At 63.3% G+C, this 19,958-nt stretch carries 17 protein-coding genes; 10 read left to right on the forward strand and 7 right to left on the reverse strand.

Annotated features, from left to right (window positions below; all coding sequences use genetic code 11):
- The 4 genes from VG320_RS16710 to VG320_RS16725 form a co-directional block, all read right to left on the reverse strand.
- The coding region (locus tag VG320_RS16710; protein ID WP_327201198.1) for a porin at window positions 1-627 on the reverse strand (627 nt) is incomplete at its 3' end.
- Between the two features lie 124 nt (window positions 628-751).
- The gene (locus VG320_RS16715) at window positions 752-2,137 is read right to left on the reverse strand and encodes a cytosine permease (RefSeq protein WP_327201221.1); all 1,386 of its coding nucleotides are present in this window, start codon (window positions 2,135-2,137) and stop codon (window positions 752-754) included.
- A gap of 255 nt (window positions 2,138-2,392) precedes the next feature.
- Window positions 2,393-3,928 (reverse strand): phospholipase D family protein, encoded by a 1,536-nt coding sequence (locus tag VG320_RS16720; protein WP_327201199.1) that lies wholly within the window; start codon window positions 3,926-3,928, stop codon window positions 2,393-2,395.
- Window positions 3,929-4,047: 119 nt separating this feature from the next.
- Window positions 4,048-4,911 (reverse strand): LysR substrate-binding domain-containing protein, encoded by an 864-nt coding sequence (locus VG320_RS16725; RefSeq protein ID WP_327201200.1) that lies wholly within the window; start codon window positions 4,909-4,911, stop codon window positions 4,048-4,050.
- 101 nt (window positions 4,912-5,012) lie between these two features.
- Between VG320_RS16725 and VG320_RS16730 the strand changes: the two genes are divergently transcribed.
- From VG320_RS16730 to VG320_RS16755, 6 genes are all read left to right on the forward strand, one after another.
- The gene (locus VG320_RS16730) at window positions 5,013-6,650 is read left to right on the forward strand and encodes a gamma-glutamyltransferase family protein (RefSeq protein ID WP_327201201.1); all 1,638 of its coding nucleotides are present in this window, start codon (window positions 5,013-5,015) and stop codon (window positions 6,648-6,650) included.
- Window positions 6,651-6,783: 133 nt separating this feature from the next.
- On the forward strand, window positions 6,784-7,029 hold the full coding sequence (locus tag VG320_RS16735; protein ID WP_327201202.1) for a hypothetical protein: 246 nt from the start codon (window positions 6,784-6,786) through the stop codon (window positions 7,027-7,029).
- A 170-nt stretch (window positions 7,030-7,199) separates the two neighbouring features.
- Window positions 7,200-8,390 (forward strand): CoA transferase, encoded by a 1,191-nt coding sequence (locus tag VG320_RS16740; RefSeq protein WP_327201203.1) that lies wholly within the window; start codon window positions 7,200-7,202, stop codon window positions 8,388-8,390.
- Between the two features lie 17 nt (window positions 8,391-8,407).
- A complete protein-coding gene (locus tag VG320_RS16745) occupies window positions 8,408-9,367 on the forward strand; it encodes a hydroxymethylglutaryl-CoA lyase (protein ID WP_327201204.1) in 960 nt (319 codons plus the stop codon).
- A gap of 11 nt (window positions 9,368-9,378) precedes the next feature.
- The gene (locus tag VG320_RS16750) at window positions 9,379-9,762 is read left to right on the forward strand and encodes a VOC family protein (RefSeq protein WP_327201205.1); all 384 of its coding nucleotides are present in this window, start codon (window positions 9,379-9,381) and stop codon (window positions 9,760-9,762) included.
- Between the two features lie 192 nt (window positions 9,763-9,954).
- The gene (locus VG320_RS16755) at window positions 9,955-10,854 is read left to right on the forward strand and encodes a LysR family transcriptional regulator (protein ID WP_327201206.1); all 900 of its coding nucleotides are present in this window, start codon (window positions 9,955-9,957) and stop codon (window positions 10,852-10,854) included.
- Between the two features lie 55 nt (window positions 10,855-10,909).
- On the opposite strand, the gene VG320_RS16760 is transcribed toward VG320_RS16755, so the two are convergent.
- On the reverse strand, window positions 10,910-12,352 hold the full coding sequence (locus tag VG320_RS16760) for an MFS transporter (protein ID WP_327201207.1): 1,443 nt from the start codon (window positions 12,350-12,352) through the stop codon (window positions 10,910-10,912).
- A 467-nt stretch (window positions 12,353-12,819) separates the two neighbouring features.
- Between VG320_RS16760 and VG320_RS16765 the strand changes: the two genes are divergently transcribed.
- Genes VG320_RS16765 through VG320_RS16775 form a run of 3 tightly spaced genes read left to right on the forward strand, consistent with a single transcriptional unit; the run spans window position 12,820 to window position 17,584 of the window.
- The gene (locus tag VG320_RS16765; protein ID WP_327201208.1) at window positions 12,820-15,669 is read left to right on the forward strand and encodes a xanthine dehydrogenase family protein molybdopterin-binding subunit; all 2,850 of its coding nucleotides are present in this window, start codon (window positions 12,820-12,822) and stop codon (window positions 15,667-15,669) included.
- Window positions 15,666-16,334: a (2Fe-2S)-binding protein gene (locus tag VG320_RS16770; RefSeq protein WP_327201209.1), complete on the forward strand. Its 669-nt coding sequence runs from the start codon at window positions 15,666-15,668 to the stop codon at window positions 16,332-16,334. The genes VG320_RS16765 and VG320_RS16770 overlap by 4 nt, the downstream gene beginning before the upstream one ends.
- The gene (locus VG320_RS16775; protein WP_327201210.1) at window positions 16,331-17,584 is read left to right on the forward strand and encodes a cytochrome c; all 1,254 of its coding nucleotides are present in this window, start codon (window positions 16,331-16,333) and stop codon (window positions 17,582-17,584) included. The genes VG320_RS16770 and VG320_RS16775 overlap by 4 nt, the downstream gene beginning before the upstream one ends.
- A 44-nt stretch (window positions 17,585-17,628) precedes the next feature.
- Here the strand turns inward: VG320_RS16775 and VG320_RS16780 are convergent, their stop codons facing one another.
- Window positions 17,629-18,936 (reverse strand): chloride channel protein, encoded by a 1,308-nt coding sequence (locus VG320_RS16780; RefSeq protein ID WP_327201211.1) that lies wholly within the window; start codon window positions 18,934-18,936, stop codon window positions 17,629-17,631.
- A gap of 89 nt (window positions 18,937-19,025) precedes the next feature.
- Window positions 19,026-19,412, reverse strand: a complete 387-nt coding sequence (locus VG320_RS16785) for a MarR family winged helix-turn-helix transcriptional regulator (protein WP_327201212.1) — start codon at window positions 19,410-19,412, stop codon at window positions 19,026-19,028.
- A 2-nt stretch (window positions 19,413-19,414) separates the two neighbouring features.
- On the opposite strand from VG320_RS16785, the gene VG320_RS16790 reads away from it, so the two are divergent.
- On the forward strand, window positions 19,415-19,957 hold the full coding sequence (locus VG320_RS16790; protein ID WP_327201213.1) for a hypothetical protein: 543 nt from the start codon (window positions 19,415-19,417) through the stop codon (window positions 19,955-19,957).
- Window position 19,958: the final 1 nt, after the last annotated feature.

Raw genomic sequence — 19,958 nt, forward strand, 5'->3', positions numbered from 1 at the left:
CGCGCTGCCGTCGCTGTCCTTGAGCCATTGGCCAGCCACGAACGCATTGAAGGGGCCGTGTTCGTAGGTGACGTCGAATTGCTGGCTGGAGCCTGCTGCGCGCAAACCGCCCGCACTACCGAAGCCGAGATACACGCCGGCCTGCAAGCCGGCGAATTCGGGCGTCATATAGGACACGGTGTTGCTGGTGCGAAACGAGAACACGGTGAGGTTGTCCATGCCCGATGCCTGGGTTACGCCGCCGAACGCATCCTGAGTGCCCTGATCGTTGAAGAGCGGAGAGTTCTGCCTGCCGACGCGCATTTCGCCCCAGTTGCCCGAGAGGCCGACCCAGGCCTGTCGGTCGAACAGGGAGCCACTCGTTGCGAGCGTGCCGTCAGTCGGGTTGAAACCGTTTTCCAGCACGAACGAAAGCGTCTGGCCGCCGCCCAGATCTTCCTTGCCCTTCAGACCAAAACGGCTTCCCCATTGGCCGCTGGAACCAAGTGCGGCGGTATAGCCGTTACCGGTGTTGACGTACTGCGCGAACTCGTCGATCAGGCCGTAGAACGTGACGCCGTCCTGGGCGTGAGCGGTCTGGGTGAGGAGGGCGAGGGCGGCAGTACTCAGGGAGACAGTCTTTTTCATTATCAGTACAACTATTTATTGAAAAGAAAAGAAGAAGCGCGCGGGTCGTTTAGACCCGCGCGGATGGACAGCAAGAGGGGGCGAGCGAGAGTGCCCTGAGGCGCCTTGTTGAGGCGCCGGAGCGTCAATCGCGCTCGACGGGCAGGATCAGGCGATCCGGCATGGTCTGCGGCGCGCGCCGCATCGTCACGTAATAGATTACGCCGGGAACGATCAGGCCGAGAATCCAGGAGATATCGGTGCCGCCCAGCGCATCGACGAAGGGGCCCGTATAAAAGCTGGTGGAAATGAAAGGCATCTGCACGAGCACGCCCAGCACGTAGATGCCAATCGCTTTGCCGTTCCAGCGGCCATATCGGCCATTGGGATCGGAAAGCGCGGGCACGTCATAGCGCGACTGCGTAAAACAGTAGTAATCGACCAGATTGATCGCGCTCCACGGCGTGAAAAACGCCAGCAGAAACAGAATGAACGCCGTGAATTCTTTCAGGAAGGAATGGCGTCCCGCGAGTGCGACGAGCGTCGACAGCCCTACCATGCCGATGATGTAGATAAAGCGGTGGCGCGTGGAAATCGCGCGCTTCGCGCGAAACGCGCTCACGACCGTGGCCATCGACATAAAGCTGCCGTAAGCGTTGAGCGTCGTGACGGTGAGCTTGCCGAAGGCGATGCTGAAGTAAAGCATGGCCGCCACCGCGCCGCTGGCACCCAGACCGACGATGTAGGCCACTTCGTGATGGGCGAATTCGTGCCCTGCGAGCGCGGCGGCGAACACGCCGAACACCATCGACGCCTGCGCGCCAATTACCGATCCCAGTCCCACGGCGAGAAACGTTTTCGCAGGCGAGGTCGAGCGCGGCAGATAGCGCGAATAATCGGCAACATAGGGGCCAAATGCGATCTGCCACGAGGCCGACAACGACATGGAGAGCAGGAAACTCGCCATCGTGAAGTGCCGGTTGGCGAGCAGTGCGCCGATGTCGTGATGCGCAAACAGTTGCGCGAACATGTAGCAGAACGCCAGCACGCCAATCACGCTGGCGACGCGGCCCACGAAGTGAATCGAGCGATAGCCCAGAATCGTCAGTATGACGATCAGCACGGCGAACAGACAGATGCCGGTCGTATCGGAAACAGACAGCAGTTGCGCCGTTGCCTGACCGGCGAGCACCGTGCCGCTGGCTGAAAAACCCACATACATGAGACAGACGAGCGCGATGGGAATGGCGGCCCCATAGACACCGAACTGCACGCGGCTGGAGATCATCTGCGGCAGGCCGAGCTGCGGGCCTTGCGCGCCGTGCAGCGCCATGACCGCGCCGCCGACAAGTTGTCCAATCAACAGCGCAATGAGCGACCAGAACACGTCGCCGCCGAGCACGACGGCAAGCGCGCCGGTGATGATCGCGGTCACCTGCAGATTCGCGGAGAGCCACAGCGTGAACTGGCTGAAGAGGCTGCCGTGGCGTTCCGTATCTGGAATATAGTCGATCGAGCGGGATTCCAGCAGCTTGCGGCCTTCCGGCTCAAGCTTGACGAGGGATTCGGGGATGGCCACGAGCTGCTCCGAGAGATAAAAAAGGACATGGCGCCCGTGCAGGCGAGCGCCGAGATCCTTGGATCATGTTGTATAGACAACTTATGCGAAATAGGGGATTACCCGGGCGCACGGCGGCGCGCAGGTCGCATTGTGCGCCGGGTTTCGCATCGGAAAAAAATGTTTGTGCGAGTGACGCCGGAATAGCGCCGATGTAGCGCCCGATCGCTACAACAGCCACTCAATAGGGAGGATCGAAAAGAACCAGACCGCAAGGCGGGTGTTCCAGCGCGAGTTCGGCTCCACGTCGTAACGTAGGGTGCCGTCCGCGGTTTGGCGGACCCAGTAGAGCGAGCCGTTCGCATCCAGCTTCGCCTGATACGCCAGTTGCGGAACCTGGGTCCAGAACGCCGATTCGATTAGCCCAGCGAGCGCGGGGCTTTCGATCACAAGTCCCAGTTCCGTGTTGATGCTGACGGAGCGCGGGTCGAAATTGAGCGAACCGACGAAGACGCGCTGGCCGTCCACGGTGAAGGTCTTCGCATGCAGACTGGAACCCGAACTGCCGAACACGCCCGGTGCCTGTTCTTTGGCCGTGCTCGCACCTGCGGCGCGGCGTAATTCGAACAACTCCACGCCGCCTTTTAGCAACGCTTTGCGGCGGCGCGCATAGCCCGCATGGACGGGTAGCACATCAGTCGCTTCGAGCGAGTTCGTGAGCACGCGTACCGTGACGCCCTTCGCGGCGAGTTGCGTGAAATATCGCGTGCCCACGACGCCCGGGACGAAATAGGGCGAAACCAGATCGAGTTCGCGCTTCGGTTCGCCTAGTATGTCGCGCAACTGGTTGAGCACGAGCGATTCCGGCGCGGCCTTGCCTTGCGCCTTTGCAGGATCGTCGCTGACGAGGCGCGTGGCGGCCCACTCGAGCGGCAGCGTTCTGTCGAGCAGGCGGCGCACATCGGTCTTCTGCTGGAGAGCGGTGATGAAGGCCGTTGCAGCGGGATTGGTCTGCACAGATTGCGCCGCGCGATCGAGCAAATCGAGTTGTGCGGATTGAGGCGCAGGCAGGATCTCATGCGCGGGCCATGCCGATGCGCTCGACCAGTAGCGGTCGAAATCGTGCGCCACGTCACTGGCGGCGGGACCGATCGCCAGCACATCCAGATCGGCGAACACGACGCCGTCCGTCGCGCCAAAATATTCGTCGCCGATATTGCGGCCACCGAGGATTGTCGCGATGCCATCGGCGGTCAGCGACTTGTTGTGCATACGCCGGTTCAGGCGAGAAAAATCAGTAAGGAATCCGATGGATTTCGGTTTGCGCACGACAAATGGATTGAACAGGCGCACCTGAAGGTTGGGATGCGCATCGAGAGCCGCAAGCGTCGCGTCGAGCGAGGAAGGAATGCCGTTGTCGTCGAGCAGGAGCCGCACGCGCACGCCGCGATCGGCGGCGTCGCGCAGCGCTTCGAGCAGCAGCGTGCCGGTGAGATCGTTGCGCCAGATGTAGTACTGCACGTCGAGCGTGCGTTGTGCCGTGCGCACGAGATCGACACGTGCCGCGAAGGCTTCCAGCGGTTTGGCCAGCGGGTCGATGCCGCTCAGACCCGGATGCGCCGCGAGTTCGCCCGCGATGGCAACGCCTAGCTGCGTGCTCTGCGCCTCGCTGGCGCTCAGGGTGGTCGACGTCGTGCGCTCGCCGGGCGCGGGAAGCTGGCAGGCCGTGAGCGCCAGCGCGCAGAGCAGAGGCCAGGCCTGCATGCCCAACGTGCAGGCATAGCGGGCAACCGATGGAAAGGGCGATCTTTGCATGGAGCGTTCGCGCGGAGGTTGGCATTAGCTTACGCGAAATGCCATTGGCCTTTGTGCGAGCGTGTACGTCATTCGCGCAGCATTTGCGCGAGCGTTTTGAAGAGGATCGTGCGCCGGCTCGACTTGCGATGAATCATGCCCACTGTGCGCAGAAACGCAGGCTGGTTCAACGTGACGAGCTTCAGATTCGGATCGTCGCGCCAGTTGCCGTTGTGCAGCACAGGCAGCACGCTCACACCAACATCATTGCGCACGAGCGAAACGATCGTTTCAATCGAATTCAGTTCGAGATATTCCTGCGGCTTGATGCCGAGCATGCGCAGCGCCTCGTCGATCACCGCGCCGGTGGGCACACGCCGATCAAAGCGCAGGAAACTGCGCTCGCGCAGGATGCGCCGCGCGTCATTACCCTTCGTCGCGCGGCTTGTCACGAGCATCAGCGGTTCTCCGTAGAGCGGCGTCCACGCGAGCGATTCGTGCAGCGTGCCGTCCGCGTTGCCGACCACCACGGCGACATCGACTTCGCCGGTCTGCACCATCTCCGCGAGTTCGGCGGAGCGCGCGGAGGTCAGGCGCACTTCCAGTTCGGGATGCCCGGTCTTGAGGTGCGCGACGGCCAGCGAAAGCGCGCCAATCACGGATACCACGGCGCCGATGATGACCGAGCCTTGCAAGGTGTCGTCGGCGCTGGCCGGCAGTTCGTCGATCAATTCGAGAATGCGCTCGACCTTTGCGCAGATTTCCTCGCCTTCGCGCGTGAACGCGACCTGACGCGCACGGCGATCGAATAACTGCCGTCCCAGCGCTTCTTCGAGCCCGCGCATCTGCAGGCTGACGGCCGCCTGGGTGAGCGCGGTGTTTTGCGCCGCGAGAGCGAACGAGCCGCTACGCGCGACGGCCTGCAAGGTGCGCAGCATTCGCAGGGAGAGCATGGAAGAAAAATTTAAGTATCGAAAACAAAATATTAATGTTTTTTTGCGTGCGCCTTCAAGATAATCGCTATGTCGCTCCGACCATTTCTATCGATATCGTCATGACACGCTTTGACTGGCACAACCCCTATCCGACGCCGCGTTTGCCGGTGTTCGCCCGCAACGTCGTCTCGACCTCGCATCCGCTGGCCGCCCAGGCGGGCCTGCGCATGCTCTGGAAGGGCGGCAACGCAGTCGATGCCGCGATCGCGGCGGCGGCGGCTATCACGGTGGTTGAGCCGGTCTCGTGCGGCCTGGGCGGCGACGCCTTCGCACTGGTGTGGGACGGCGAGCGCCTGCACGGTTTGAACGCATCGGGTAACGCGCCAGCAGCGTGGAATCTCGACTACTTCCGCCGCAAGTACGGTGAGGAAAACGGTCTCGTCAGGCAGCCCAAACGCGGCTGGGACACGGTCACGGTGCCGGGTGTCATTGCCGGTTGGGAGGCGCTGCATGCGAAGTTCGGCTCGCTACCGTTCGCGGATCTGATGGCGCCCGCGATCGAGATTGCCGAGCGCGGCTATGCCGTGGCCAGCATCGTCGCGCGCAAGTGGCAGGCGGCGATTCCCGATCTGCACGATCAGCCCGGTTTCGCGGCGACGTTCATGCCGCGCGGCCGCGCGCCGGAGGTGAGCGAACACATACGCCTGCCGGGCCACGCGGCGACCTTGCGGCGGCTCGCCGAACAGGGGCCGCGTGCCTATTACGAAGGCGAGATCGCGGAACGTATCGCGGCGTTCGCCCGTGAAGGCGGCGCGGCGCTCACGCTCGACGATCTGCGCAACTATCGCGCCGAATGGGTCGAGCCGATTTCGAAGGACTACCGCGGCTACCGTGTGCACGAAATTCCTCCCAACGGACAGGGCATCGCCGCGCTCATTGCGCTCGGCATCCTGGAGCAGTTCGATATGGCCTCGTTGCCGTGCGACGGCATTGAGTCGCAGCATCTGCAGATCGAAGCGATGAAGCTGGCGTTTGCCGACGTTTATCGCTATGTTTCCGATCCGAAATCGATGGAAGTGACACCTGAGCAGATGCTCGACGACGCGTATCTGAAGGCTCGCGCGAAGCTGATCGATCCGCAGCGCGCGACGCAATTCGACTTCGGCATGCCGCGCTCGGGCGGCACGATTTACCTGTCGGCCGCCGACGAGCGCGGCATGATGGTGAGCTTCATCCAGTCCAACTATATGGGCTTTGGCTCGGGCGTGGTTGTGCCGGGCACCGGTATCGCCATGCAAAACCGTGGCTGCGGATTTTCGATGGACCCGGCTTCGCCGAATGTGGTCGAAGGCGGCAAGCGCCCGTTCCATACGATCATTCCCGCTTTCCTCACGCAGCAGGTCGATGGTCGCGACGAAGCCGTCATGAGCTTTGGCGTGATGGGCGGCGATATGCAGCCGCAAGGGCACTTGCAGAGCGTCGTGCGCATGCTCGACTATGGCCAGCAGCCGCAGGCCGCGTGCGATGCGCCGCGCTGGAAGGTGAACCGCGATTTCACGCTCGATATCGAATCGACTTTCGATCCGCACACGGCGCAGGGGCTCTCGGCGCGAGGCCATGAAATCAAGGGTATCGACGATCCGTATATGGACTTTGGCTCCGGCCAGTTCATCTGGAAACTCGATCGCGACGATCCCGAGCGCGGTTATGTCGCGGCAAGCGATACGCGGCGCGATGGCCTGGCGGCGGGATTCTGAACGGCACGTTGCCGCACCTGAAACGCGTTTGCCCACTAGACTGAACGGAGTACAGAGCAGTGCTATATTTGCAGAGGTCGTTGCAATGCAGCAACGGGTGATGCTTACGTTTCGTCAGGTGGCGGAGAGTTAAATGGCAATCGAATACCGAGGCTTTCAAATCAATGTCGATACGAAAGCGGACGCGACCGACACGCAATGGCTGTGCCGCGCGGATATCAAAGGCGTCGAAAACGACGTGCGCGACGTGGTGCTGCCTGCCGTCGAGCTTGAGTTTCCAAAGCTCAAGATTGACGTGCTGATGGTGGTGAGCATGGTGGAGCATAAGGCGCGTCAGTCAATCGACGACTGGCACACCGCGCATCCCGCGGCTGCGTGATTGCGTCGATGCTGTAGCAACGAAAAGGCCCATTGGGCCTTTTTGCTTTTATGGCATGCCATCAGGCGAGCCTTTCCATTTGCTCAACCCCGATTGAGCAACGATCGATTATCAAAGCGGCCAATCGCGCCCATGATGACGTCCAGAGTCAAAACAGCCTGGAGACCATCATGTCACGACCCCTTGCGGGAATCCGCGTTCTTGAGCTTGGGCAACTGATCGCGGGCCCGTTCGCCGGGAAAATGCTCGCCGAATTCGGCGCCAGCGTCATCAAGGTCGAGCCGCCAGGCAGCGGCGATCCGCTGCGTAAATGGCGCCTGCTGCACGACGGCACGTCGGTCTGGTGGGCCGCGCAATCGCGCAACAAGCAGTCGCTCACGCTCGATCTACGATCACCGGAAGGGCAGGATGTGATCCGGCGTCTCGTATCGGAAACCGATGTGCTGATCGAGAACTTTCGCCCCGGCACGCTCGAAGGCTGGGGCCTGGGCTGGGACGTGCTGCACGAGATCAATCCGGGGCTCATCATGCTGCGCGTTTCCGGCTATGGGCAGACGGGCCCATATCGCGACCGGCCCGGCTTTGGCGTGGTGGCGGAAGCGATGGGCGGTCTGCGCCATCTGAGTGGCGAGTCGGGCCGCACGCCGGTGCGCGTGGGCATTTCGATTGGCGATTCGCTTTCGGCGCTGCACGGCGTGATCGGCATTCTGCTTGCGCTGCGCCATCGCGAGCAGCAGGGCGGTAAAGGCCAGGTTGTCGACGTTGCGCTCTATGAGTCCGTGTTCAACATGATGGAAAGCCTGCTGCCCGAATACTCGGTGTTCGGTGCGGTGCGCCAGCCCGCGGGCAGCAGCCTGCCGGGCATCGCGCCCAGCAATGCGTACCGCTGCAGCGACGGCAAATACGCGCTGATCGCGGGCAATGGCGACAGCATTTTCCGCCGCCTGATGGAGTTGATCGAACGCCCCGATCTGGCCGCCGATCCCGCGCTGGCGGCCAATGATGGCCGCGTGGCGCAGGTCGAGCGGATCGACGCAGCGATTGGCGCCTGGTGCGCGTGTCGCCCGCTCGATGAGGTGTTGGCCGCGCTCAACGAAGCGCGCATTCCGGCGGGACGGATTTACGACGTCGCGGATATTGCCGCCGATCCGCACTACCACGCCCGCGAGATGATTGTCGAAGACCGCTTGCCCGACGGCACGCCGGTGCAGGTGCCCGGCATCGTGCCGAAGCTCGCTGCGACGCCCGGCACGATCGAACACAGCGCGCCGATGCTCGGCGAGCATACGGACGCGGTGCTGGAGTCGATCGGCGTGAATGCGGCGACACGCGACGCCTGGCGTGCGCGCGGCGTGATCTGAACAGGAGGGCGTATTTCATGACGAATCCGGCAAAACGTTTGTTCCTCAACGAAGTCGCCACGCGCGATGGTTTCCAGAACGAAACGGCCTTTATCGACACCGACGACAAGATCGCGCTGATCGATGCGCTGAGCGCGTGCGGCTACGCGAAGATCGAAGTGACATCTTTCACTTCGCCGAAAGCGATTCCCGCGCTGCGCGACGCCGAAGCGGTGATGCACGGCATTACGCGCGTACCCGGCGTCGTCTACACGGTGCTCGTGCCGAACGTGCCTGGCGTGCAGCGTGCGCTCTCGTGCAACGTGGACGAAGTGAATCTCGTCATGTCCGTGAGCGAAAGCCACAATCGCGCGAATCTACGCATGACACGCGAGCAATCATTCGCACAACTTGTCGATGTGATCGACGCCGTGCGGGGAACGGGCGTGGCGATCAATGTATCGCTATCCACGGCGATGGGCTGTCCGATGGAAGGCGATGTTCCCATTTCGAGCGTGCTCGACTGGATGGCGCGCTTCGCTGAGTGCGGCGTGCAAGGCATCACGCTTTGCGATACGACGGGCATGGCCTATCCGAGCCAGGTGCGCGAATTGTGTAAGCGTTCGCTCGATCAATTCGGCGCGCTGGATCTGACGCTGCATTTCCACAATACGCGCGGCCTGGCGCTGGCCAATACGCTGGCGGCGCTCGAAGCCGGCGTCGTGCGCTTCGATGCGTCGCTTGGTGGTCTTGGCGGTTGTCCCTACGCGCCGGGCGCGACGGGCAACGTCTGCACCGAGGAACTGGTTCACATGCTCGAACTGGACGGCTACGATACTGGCGTGAATCTCGCCGCCGTGCTCGATGCGGCCGCGCGCCTGCCGGCGCTGATCGGCCACGACGTGCCCAGCCAGATCCTGAAGGCCGGACGCCGCACTGATCTTCATCCGCTGCCAACCGGCGTGCAGCACATGCCCGAACAGCGCGCATTCTCATAAGGAACGAAGCCATGGCATTGATCGACCATCTCGACCATCTGGTGCTGACCTGCGTGGATCCCGAAGCGACGAAGCACTTTTATACCGAGGTGCTGCAGATGCAACTGGAGACGTTCGGCGCGGGCCGCCTTGCGTTTCGTTTCGGCAACCAGAAGATCAATCTGCACGTGCGCGGCGCCGAGTTCGAGCCGAAGGCGCATGTGCCGGTGCCCGGCGCGCTCGATCTCTGCTTTATCGCCGCGGTGCCGCTCGATGCGGTGATTGCGCATCTGAACAAGCTGGATTGGCCCATCGTCGAGGGGCCGGTCGAGCGCACGGGCGCGACGCAGAAGATCCGTTCTGTCTATGTGCGCGATCCCGATCTGAACCTCATCGAGATCTCCGAATTGATCTGATGTCGTTGCCTGTCCATGCACGGACGCGCCGTGCGTGTCCGTGCGCCTTGCTTTTCTCTTCCTATCCTGGCGTGTTTCCTGATGGAAACCCCCACCGCGTCGCCACTTTCGCGTGTGCGCCGGATGCCGCACAATGGTCTTTGGCAACGGCCTGTTGCACCGGCCTCATCGGCAAACCCATTCCCCTGCATCATGGTTAATCCGCTTCATTTCGATCTGCAGTCGCTGCGCGTATTCCTGCTCGTAGCCGAACACGGCAGCCTAACCAAGGCCGCCGAGCACGGCCAGCTCACGCTGTCCGCGGTGAGCAAGCGCATTGCGGAGCTGGAGAGCGTGACGGACTGCGCACTGTTCATCCGGCGCGCGCGCGGCGTCGAACTCACGCCTGCAGGTGTCGCGCTACTCGAGCACGCGTCGCGCGTCATCGATCAGGTTAACCGCATGGCGAGCGAAATGGGCGACTACGCGGCCGGCGTGCGCGGCCACGTGAGGATGTGGGCCAACACGTCGGCGATCGTGCAGTTTCTGCCGGTCGATCTTGCGGGCTTTCTCAACGGCCATCCCGGCATCAAAGTCAGCCTGGAAGAGCGGTTGAGCCACGAGATCGTCGAAGCGCTGGGAGCGGGTAAAGCCGATATCGGCGTATTCGCGGATAACGTGCCCGCGCCGGGCATCGAGCGACGCCTGTATCGGCGCGACGAACTCGTGCTGCTGGTGCCGCAGGGGCATCGCTTCGCGCAACAGGAAGTCATGCGTTTTGCCGATACGCTCGACGAAGACTACGTGGGCCTGAGCGACGGCAGTTCGCTGCTTGCGCGCATGACCGACGCAGCGTTCGCCGCCGAGCGCTCGCTCAAGCTGCGCATCCAGGCGTCGAACTTCGACGGCGTTTGCCGCATGATCGAAGCGGGTCTGGGTATCGGCATCCTGCCGCGCGATTCCGTGAGCGACGAGCGCGGCAAGATCGGCGTTTCCAAAGTGAAACTCGCGGATGCGTGGTCGACGCGCACGCTTTGGGTCGGCATCAAGGCGGGCAGCGCGCCGAAGTCGGACGTTGCGAGCCTGTTCGACTATATGTCGGCGCGTGGCTGAAGATATAAAGGGCCGGGCGATGTGCTTCGCCCGGCCTTTGACAAGACGCGCTACTTCAAACCGGATTGATCTCGTCCTGGCTGCGGCGCGTCGTGAGGGGTCCAAGCGCACGCAGCGTAATCGCGACAATGACCAGCGCCGCCGAAATGACACCGAACATCGCCAGCGGACCATGCTGGGTGAGCACGGGTAGCAGGATGAAGGGCAGCGCGCTGCTGACGATGCGCGAGAGCGAATAGGTGCTGCCGATTGCCGTGGAGCGCACGCTCGCGGGGAAGATTTCGGCTTGATAGACGTGATAGGCGTTGCTGAACACATTGGATGCGCAGGTCGTCAGCACACCGAAGCAGATGATGATGGCTGCGTTGTTCGAGTACGCAAAGCCCAGACCGAAGAGCGCGATCGTCACCAGCGAGCCAATCACCAGCGTGCGCCGCTCGATCCAGTTGAGCAGCGGCACCGAAAGCAGCGACCCGATCGGATAGCCCAGGAACGACAGCGCCACAAATAACGTGCTGCCCGTGATGTCGAAGCCGCGGCTTTTCACGACCACGCCCGCAAGCGAGCCAAAGCCGTAATAGCCGAAGCCCTGGAACAAGTGGAAGATCACCAGCATCACGTAACGTTTGTCATAGGGCGCCTTGCCCAGCACCGCGATGCGCTCGCGCAGACTCAAGGGATGCTTGCGCTCGCCGGTTTCCTCGAAGGCGGTGGGCATCGCTACACCGGCGCTATCCGCGAAACGGCGCAGCGTGGCATGCGCGTCCTGCGTGCGCCCTTGCGCGAGCAGCCAGCGCGGGCTTTCGGGCAGACGATGCTTGACGGCCAGCACGAATACCGCGCCCAGGCCCCCAATCGCGAGAATCACGCGCCAGCCCGCCATGCCGCCAAAGTGCAGCGGGTTGAGCCACACAGCCAGGAAGCCCACCAGCGGCACCGCAACATACGAGGTGGTATAGGCCCAGGCGGCCAGACGGCCGCGACGGTCTTTCGGCAGGATTTCGGAGAGATAGCTGTCCGCCACGGGGTAGATCGCGCCCACGCCCACGCCGGTGAGAAAGCGGCAGATCACGAGCATGCCCGCGTTGACCGAGAACGCGCCCAGCAGCGAGAACGCGCTGTACCAGACGAGCGTGAACAGAAAAGCGCGGCGTCGCCCGATGCGGTCCGCGAGCGTGCCAAGGCACAGCGAGCCGAAGAACATGCCGATAAACGCCGAGGCCAGCAGCAGCTTGAAATCAGTGCTGTGGCTGTCGAGACCGTATTCGTTCTGCAGCGCCGAACCGATTGAACTGACGAGAAAGATCTCATACATGTCGAAGAACAGGCCGATGCCGATCACCCACACCACAAAACGATGCAGCGCGCCCACCGGCATCTCGTCCATGAAGGCGCCGAGCGTGGTGGCGCGTGTAACGCGTCCGGACGCGGCAGCGCCCGCCGCTGAGGGGCCGCCTGGGGCCGCGTGGCCGCCCAGATCCAGAGGTTGGCTGTTCATCGTGTCTCCTTGGTGTAGGTATGCCGCGGCTCCAAAGGGCCGGCGGTCGAGGCTCGCGCAAAAATCGGGCCAAATAGCGGGCCTGGCCGGGTGTCGTTGTGTGGGTCCGGTTTTGCGGCACTGTCGCCTGTTACCCAGTGTCGGCGATTTTCACGAGAGCGAAAATTGCAGATGGCTCAAGCCTCCTTTCCCGCGAAGAAAGGGTGTGATGGCCTTTTTCCCAAAAAGCATGCACCACGCCGGAATCAGCGCAATATATTGATCGGCATCACTGTTTCGCGCGTCCGCCAAACAGCGGTTGCGCCCTGTAAGCCCCGGCCGCGCGGGTTTATAACGGCCCCAATAAGTTGTCTATGTGACAGACGCTATGGGATCGTATGAGCCTCGATGCCAGAATGCGGGCCGCTTTCGCAATGTGCGACGTTCTGTCGCCTTTGCAAGTCGCGCACGCACCTGGAGGTCCCCTCATGAAAAACCACGGCCTGTCACGGCGGGGTTTTCTCAAAGCCAGCATGCTGGCGGGCGTGGCGGTATATGTGGCGCCGTTCGGCAGCCGCGCATTCGCTGCCCTGTTCGAAGAAAAACTCCTCACACCGGTCAAATGGGATAGCGCCACCGGCGCGCCCAAGTTCCGTATCGACGGTATCGCCAAAGTCACGGGCTCGAAAGTTTTCGCGCGCGACATTCGCGCTGCCGACATGCCCCACTGGCCGCAGCAGCAGGCTCATGCGCTGATTCTGCGCACGACCCAGGCCGATCGCCTCTACGAAGGCTTCGACCTGGGCCTGCTGGGCGACGATCTCAAGCCCGACCGCGTCGTCACTGCCGACGATCTCGCGCGCGATGGCGTGGCGTTCCCGGCCTTCTATGGCGACGACATGCTGCTGCCCGCGGGCAAGACGCCCGCCTACCTGGGTCACGCCGTTGCGATCCTGATCTATCACGATTTCGCACGTTTTCGGTTTGCGAAGGATGCGCTCAAGTTCCGCGACGATGTAATTCGCTACGGCGCGCAAACCGGTCCGCTCGAGCGCGATCCGTGGGGCACCTTCCGCTTCGTGCGCGTGGGCGGCAAGACCGCGTATGACGACGACGTTTATTCGAGCCTCAAGGACGCGCCGGTTTTCCCGAGCATGATGCGCAAGCATGCGCCGGTCTGGCCGGACGGCAACGAGCACGGCAAGCTCGACGAGCAGGGCATGTTCCATGCAGGTCGTATCGCCGATGAACTCGATCATCCTTCGGCGGACTGGCTCGTGTTCGATCGCGAGTACAACACGCAATCGATCGACACCGCCGCGCTAGAGCCCGACAACGCCAACGTCTGGTACGACGCCGCCACGCAGTCGCTGCACATGGTGGTGCCCACGCAGTCGCCGCTCGAAGTGGCGGACGCCGCTGCGGGTATGGTCGCGAAGTGCCGCTTCCCGGTGAAGCAGTTGTTCCTGCATCCGTGCTACACGGTGGGCTACGGCTCCAAGGATCACTACAACGTGCCGTTTTACGGGCTCGTTGCCGCGCTCTATGGCGACGGCCGCCCGGTGCGCTTCGCCAACGACCGCTACGAGCAGTTCCAGACCTCGATCAAGCGTCACGCCTTCAAGATGCACTACCGCATCGCGGTGGATCGCAAGACCGGCATGCTGCAATCGTTCAAGGGCGATTTCGAGGCCAATGGCGGCGGGCGCTGCAACTTCTCTCCCTCGGTAGCGATGGTGGGCGCGACGGCGGCGCAATCGATCTATTACTTCCCGAAGAACGACTTCGCCGCGGTGGCGATCGCCTCGCGTGCGATCGACGCGGGGTCGGCGCGCGGCTACGGCACGCTGCAAAGCATGGCGGCGACCGAAATGGCCGTCGATGAAATCGCCGCGCAACTGGGCGTCGATCCCATCGACTTCCGCATCAAGAATGCACTGCGCTCGGGCATGAAGAACTCGCAGGGCGCGATTCCCGCAGGTGCGATCCGCGTGGACGACGTGCTCGAACGCGCAAAGGCGCATCCGTTGTGGACGCAACGAGCGAAGCGCAAGACCGAATACGAAGCCGCCAATCCGGGCAAGCGTTACGGCGTGGGTTTCGCCTGCGTGCAAAAGGACTTTGGTACGGGGTCCGAAGCATCGCTGGCGAAAGTCGAAATCGACGAGAACGGCCAGATCTCGCTTTATCACACCGGCGCGGAAATCGGCACGGGCATGTCGACTTCGCAGGCCGTGGCGGTGGCGAAGTGGCTCGGCAAGCCGGCCGCGGAAATCCGCGTGGCCGTGACGGACTGGCCCGATCTGCCGGTCGTGACGAGCGGCGATCCCTACATGATGAGCCAGGCCGATCAGGACCACGCGAGTGTGAACCCGCGCTGGACGCCTAATATCGCCTCGCCGTCGAGCGCCACCAACTCCGCGTTTTACTTCACGCATAGCACGCGCGAAGCCGCGCGCGTCGTGTTCCGTCTGGGCTTGTGGCCCGCGGCGATGGCGATCTGGGGGCAGGGCATTGGCGGTGGCCAGGCCGCGCCGCTGGTGGTGCGCATCGAAGACGCGCGCTGGGTGGACGGCAAGCTTACCGCCGCCGGACTCGAGCCGCTACCGCTTGAACGCATCGCGAAACAGGCGCACGCAATGGGTCTGGCGACAGGCGCTGCCGTACACGTATTCAATCGCTGGCAATGGGCCGAAGCCGAGTTCGATATCGGCGGATCGATCGAGCGCATGCCGATCGACGCGCTTTCGCTGCGTTATGGCAAGGGCGACGGCAATGCAGCACCCGCGGCGCCCGTCGCACCGACCACACTGCCCGTCACCGCGAACGGCTATCGCGTGCTGGATCGCAAGCGCGTATTCATCCCGCCGATGAGCCGCAACAACGCGGCGGTGACCTATTACAGCGCGGTCGGCACGCTGGTTGAACTCGCTGTGCATGAAGCGAGCGGCAAGGTCGAACTGCTCACGCATCACTCGATCATGGAGTGCGGCAACCAGATCTCGCCGCAACTGGTCTCGGGCCAGTTGCAGGGCGGTCTGGCGATGGGCATCGGTCACGCGCTGCATGAGTATCTGCCGCTCTACGAAGACGGCCCCGGCAACGGCACCTGGAACTTCAACCGTTACACGCTGCCGCGTGCGTCGGATGTCGCCGTCTGGAGCCAGAGCGGCGAAGTGCTGCCGCCGCTGTCCGAAACCGATCCGCCCAAGGGCATTGCCGAAGTGGTGATGATTCCCGTGGTGGGCGCGCTCGTGAACGGCATCGCGCATGCCATCGGCCATCGCTTCACCGACCTGCCGGTGACCCCGCAAAAAATTCAGGAGGTGCTCGCATGACGCTGCCCCAATCCGCTGCTTCCGCGGTGAGCGCCAGCGCCACTGCCACCGCGGCTTCCGCACCGCAAGCCCAGATTCAAACGCAAACGCAAGCGAGCGTCGAGCGCCCGCTCGTGCAATACAAGCCGAAGGCGCTCTCGCTCACGATCAACGGCAAAGCTGTCGGCCCGATGCAGGTGCCCGAAGGCCTCATGATGATCGAGTTCCTGCACGAGTACGCGGGCCTCACCGGTTCGCGCCTGGGCTGCGGGCAGGGCGTGTGCCACGCCTGCGTGGTGATTCTCGACAAGACCGACGGCACCAGCGAGGAAATGCGCACCTGCATCACCGGCGCACACTTCTTCAACGGCCGCACGATCCGCACGGTCGAAGGCCACGCGAAGCGCAACGAGGCGGGCGAAGTAGTCGAACTCTCGCCGATCCAGCAGAAGTTCCTCGAGCACTTCAGCTTCCAGTGCGGCTATTGCACGCCTGGCTTCGTCAATGCGGCAACCGTGCTGATCGAGCGCCTCAAGCGCGAGCCGGTCGCGAAGGCCGATGTCGAAAGCACGATCATGAGCGCGCTCGATGGTCATCTGTGCCGCTGCACGGGTTACGTGCGCTACTACGAAGCCGTGAAGGACGTGGTGATGACGACGCCTGGCCTCGTGAAGGACGCAGCATGAAGCGCGCGCTCATTCATCGTCTCGCGCATGGCGTGCTGTTCGCCGCGTGCGCGCTTGCACTCGCGGCCTGCGGGCAGAACGAATCGTCGAATTCGACGGCAGCGAACGCCGCCTTCACGCCGACGCCCGAACAGGTCGCGCACGGCCGCTATCTGGTCAAGGCCGCCGACTGCGCGGCCTGCCATACCGCGCAGGACGGCGCACCGTTCGCGGGCGGCGTGAAGATCGCCTCGCCCTATGGCGCGTTCTACGGCTCGAACATCACGCCCGACAAGGAGCACGGTATCGGCGACTGGAGCGCGGATGACTTGTGGCACGCACTCCACGACGGCAAGGCGCGCGGCAAGCATCTGTATCCGTCGATGCCCTATACGTCCTATCGTCAGCTCACGCGCGCCGATTCGGATGCGATCTACGCTTACCTGATGACGGTGAAGCCGGCGCCAGTGGCGAACCACGAACACGATCTCAAGTTCCCGTACAACCTGCGCTTCGGCATGGCGCTGTGGGACATGGTGTTCCTGAAGGACGCGCTCCCCGATGCCTCGGCCGGGCAATCGGCGGACTGGCAGCGCGGACGCTATCTGGCGAACGCACTCGGCCATTGCGCCGAATGCCATACGCCGCGCAATTTCGCGGGCCAGCTGGTCGATGCGAAACCGCTCTCGGGCGCAGCGCTTGGACGCGTGGTCGCGCCAGACATCACGCCGGCGGGACTCGCAGGGCGCGGCTGGACAGCTGCCGATCTGCAGACCTTCTTTAGCGTGGGTATCGCGCCGCAAGGATCGGCGTTCGGCGAGATGTATCCGGTCGTGCATCTGAGCACCCAGTACCTCACGAAGGACGACGTTCGCGCGCTGTCCGTCTATCTGCTCGGCGACACGCCGCCCGCGCCGCAGCCGGTCGCGGCCGTATCGGCGGATGGCGCAGCGCTCGCGGCGGGACGATCCGTGTATCTGGCCGTGTGCGCGGGCTGTCACGGTCTGGCGGGCGAGGGCAAGCCGCACGTCGCGGTGCCGATGAACGGCAATTCGACGCTGCGTCAGGCCGATCCGCACAACCTGCTGGTGGCGATGCTCGATGGTATCGACACGCAGAAGTTCGCGGGCGTAGAGAACATGCAGGCGATGCCGGCGTTCTCGTCTACCTTGAGCGACGACGAACTCGCGCAACTGGCCAACTACCTGCGCGCGACGTGGGGCGGCCAGGCCGCAAACGTCGCGGCAGGCGATGTGAAGGCACTGCGTTGAGATAGCGGCAGGAGGGCGGCAAGGTGCCGTCCTCCTGCCTTGTTTCAATGCTTCAGATAACGCTGTGCCAGCGCTTCATAAAGCGGCGGCGCGAACAGCTTCGACACGTTGCTGGCAATCAGCGCAGTGGCCATCAGCGAGAGCACCAGCGCGTGCCCGTTGATCATTTCGATCACGATCACGAAGGCCGTAATCGGGCTTTGCGTGACGGCGGCCAGATAGCCGACCATGCCCAGCGCGATCAGCATCGGCAACTGCATCTGTCCGAATACCATATGCAGGGCATTGCCGATGCCCGCGCCAATCGCCAGCGAGGGCGCGAACAGCCCGCCCGGCGTGCCTGGCAAATACGATCCCACCATCGACGCCATCTTGAAGAGCGGATAAGCCGCGCTGAGCTGCGAATGCCCTTCGAGCATGCTGCGCGCTTCCGCGTAGCCGCTGCCGAATTGATGGCCGCCGCTCGCTACGCCGATCACGGCGATAAAGAGTCCACACACCGCGCCAAACGCAACCGGCCGTTGCGAGCGCAACGACAGCAACCGTTGCGGCATCCAGCGTCCGGTATTGAGCAGCAGCCAGCAGAAAATCCCGCCTGCAATCCCGGTTAGCACGCCCACGAGCAGCACGGCTGCAAACAGCAGATCCGGGAAATGGCCGCCGATGGCGATGGTGCCGAAATAAACGTAATTGCCTTGCAGCGCGAGCGACACTACGCCCGCGAAGATGATGGCCGTGATCAGCACGCCGCTGGTGCGTTGCTCGAAGCTGCGCGTGAGTTCCTCGATGGCGAACACGACGCCCGCGAGCGGCGCGTTGAACGCCGCCGAAAGACCCGCCGCCGCGCCCGCGAGCGCGAGCTTGTGTTCGAGCCCGACGCCGTAGATGCTGCGCAGACGCGCCGGATAAAAGCGCCGCAAGCTGAACATCAGCGCCGCGCCCACGTGGATGGTCGGACCTTCGCGGCCGATGGTGAAGCCGCCCAGAATCGCCAGAAACGACAGGGCGATTTTACCGACGAGAATGCGCAGTGTGAGCAGGCGCGGGCCTAGCCGGCGCACGTCGTGCAGCGTGGCGATGACTTGCGGAATGCCGCTGCCTTCCGAACCCGGAAACCATCGGCGCGTGATCCAGACCCCAAGCGCCGCGACCGCCGGCGTGACGATGAGCGGCAGCCACGCGGCATACGCGGTCATGCGCAGGAACAGGTCGTAGCCGTAGTCGATGAGCCGTGCGTAGAGCACCGCCACCAGACCCGTCGCGACCGCGCCGAGCCAGAACATGCCGAAATACAGCCAGCGGCGCTGGCTGCGCAGAATCGCCCGGCGATCGATAAGGGTCAGAATTCGCATGGAAGCGGGAGGAAAACGCGGTTTATGGCATATTGTGACATAAATGGCATTGGCGTCCGAAGAATCCGGGCGCAAGCCTCACACTAGCGCTATCCCGCGTGCTCGCCGAAGACCCAGTGGAACGCACCGTAGAGCGCCTTGTGCTGGGCCGCGAGTTCGAGCAGGAAGGATTCGCCTTTTGGCGTGAGATGGACCTGCACCTGACGGCGGTCGGCGGGATCGGGCTTGCGCAGCACCAGTCCCGCCGATTCGCAGCGCGACACGAGCGCGGCCGTGCCGTTGGGCGCGGCTTGCAGGCGCTCGGCAAGCTCGCCCACGGTAGCCCATTTGCGATCAGGAAAGCCGCAGACGTGCAGCAACAACTGGTATTGCAGCGTCGTAATGCCGGCTGCGTTGGCGATCTCTTCCGAGGCGCGCAGGAATTTGCGCAGGTCATAGCGGAAAGCCGACATGGCTTCGAGATCGTGCTTGTTCATGTGTGCTCCTGATTGCCTGGCTGGCCACGCTAGCGATGGCCAGTCGCGGGGAGATTATCACGCGTATTGACCAGGCGTTTTTGCCACGCGCGTTTGCCACAGCTGGTTTCCAGACATATGGCGCAACGTCTTTGCGCCGAAGCCCGCGATTTTTACGCCCGCTTTATGCGAAGCCCGATACGCTGAATGCATCGACACAACGCACGCATCCCGTGCCCAATCGCATGCAACTCGCACACTCGCTCGCTGTTCCCGACGCGCGTCGCTCCTCCGCCACAATCCTGCCGTTTCGCGCACCGCGCGCCTGGCTCGATATCGCCCTCGACGGTAAAACGCTGGCCGAATCGCGCACGCTTCTGGCGGCGTTGCTGCATTCGGCGCTTGGCGTGTATGTGACCCGGACTGCCGAACGCGGCGATTCGATCGTGGTTCGGCTCGACATCGCGCCCGAGGATTTCGACTTCACGTTGCACATGCTGCTGGGCGTCGTGCCTCAGGCGACGGTCAGCGCGCTGCGTGCGCGGGCCGTTGGGGAGGTCCGCTGAT

It is taken from the genome of Paraburkholderia sp., from assembly GCF_035948235.1.
GTDB lineage: Bacteria > Pseudomonadota > Gammaproteobacteria > Burkholderiales > Burkholderiaceae > Paraburkholderia.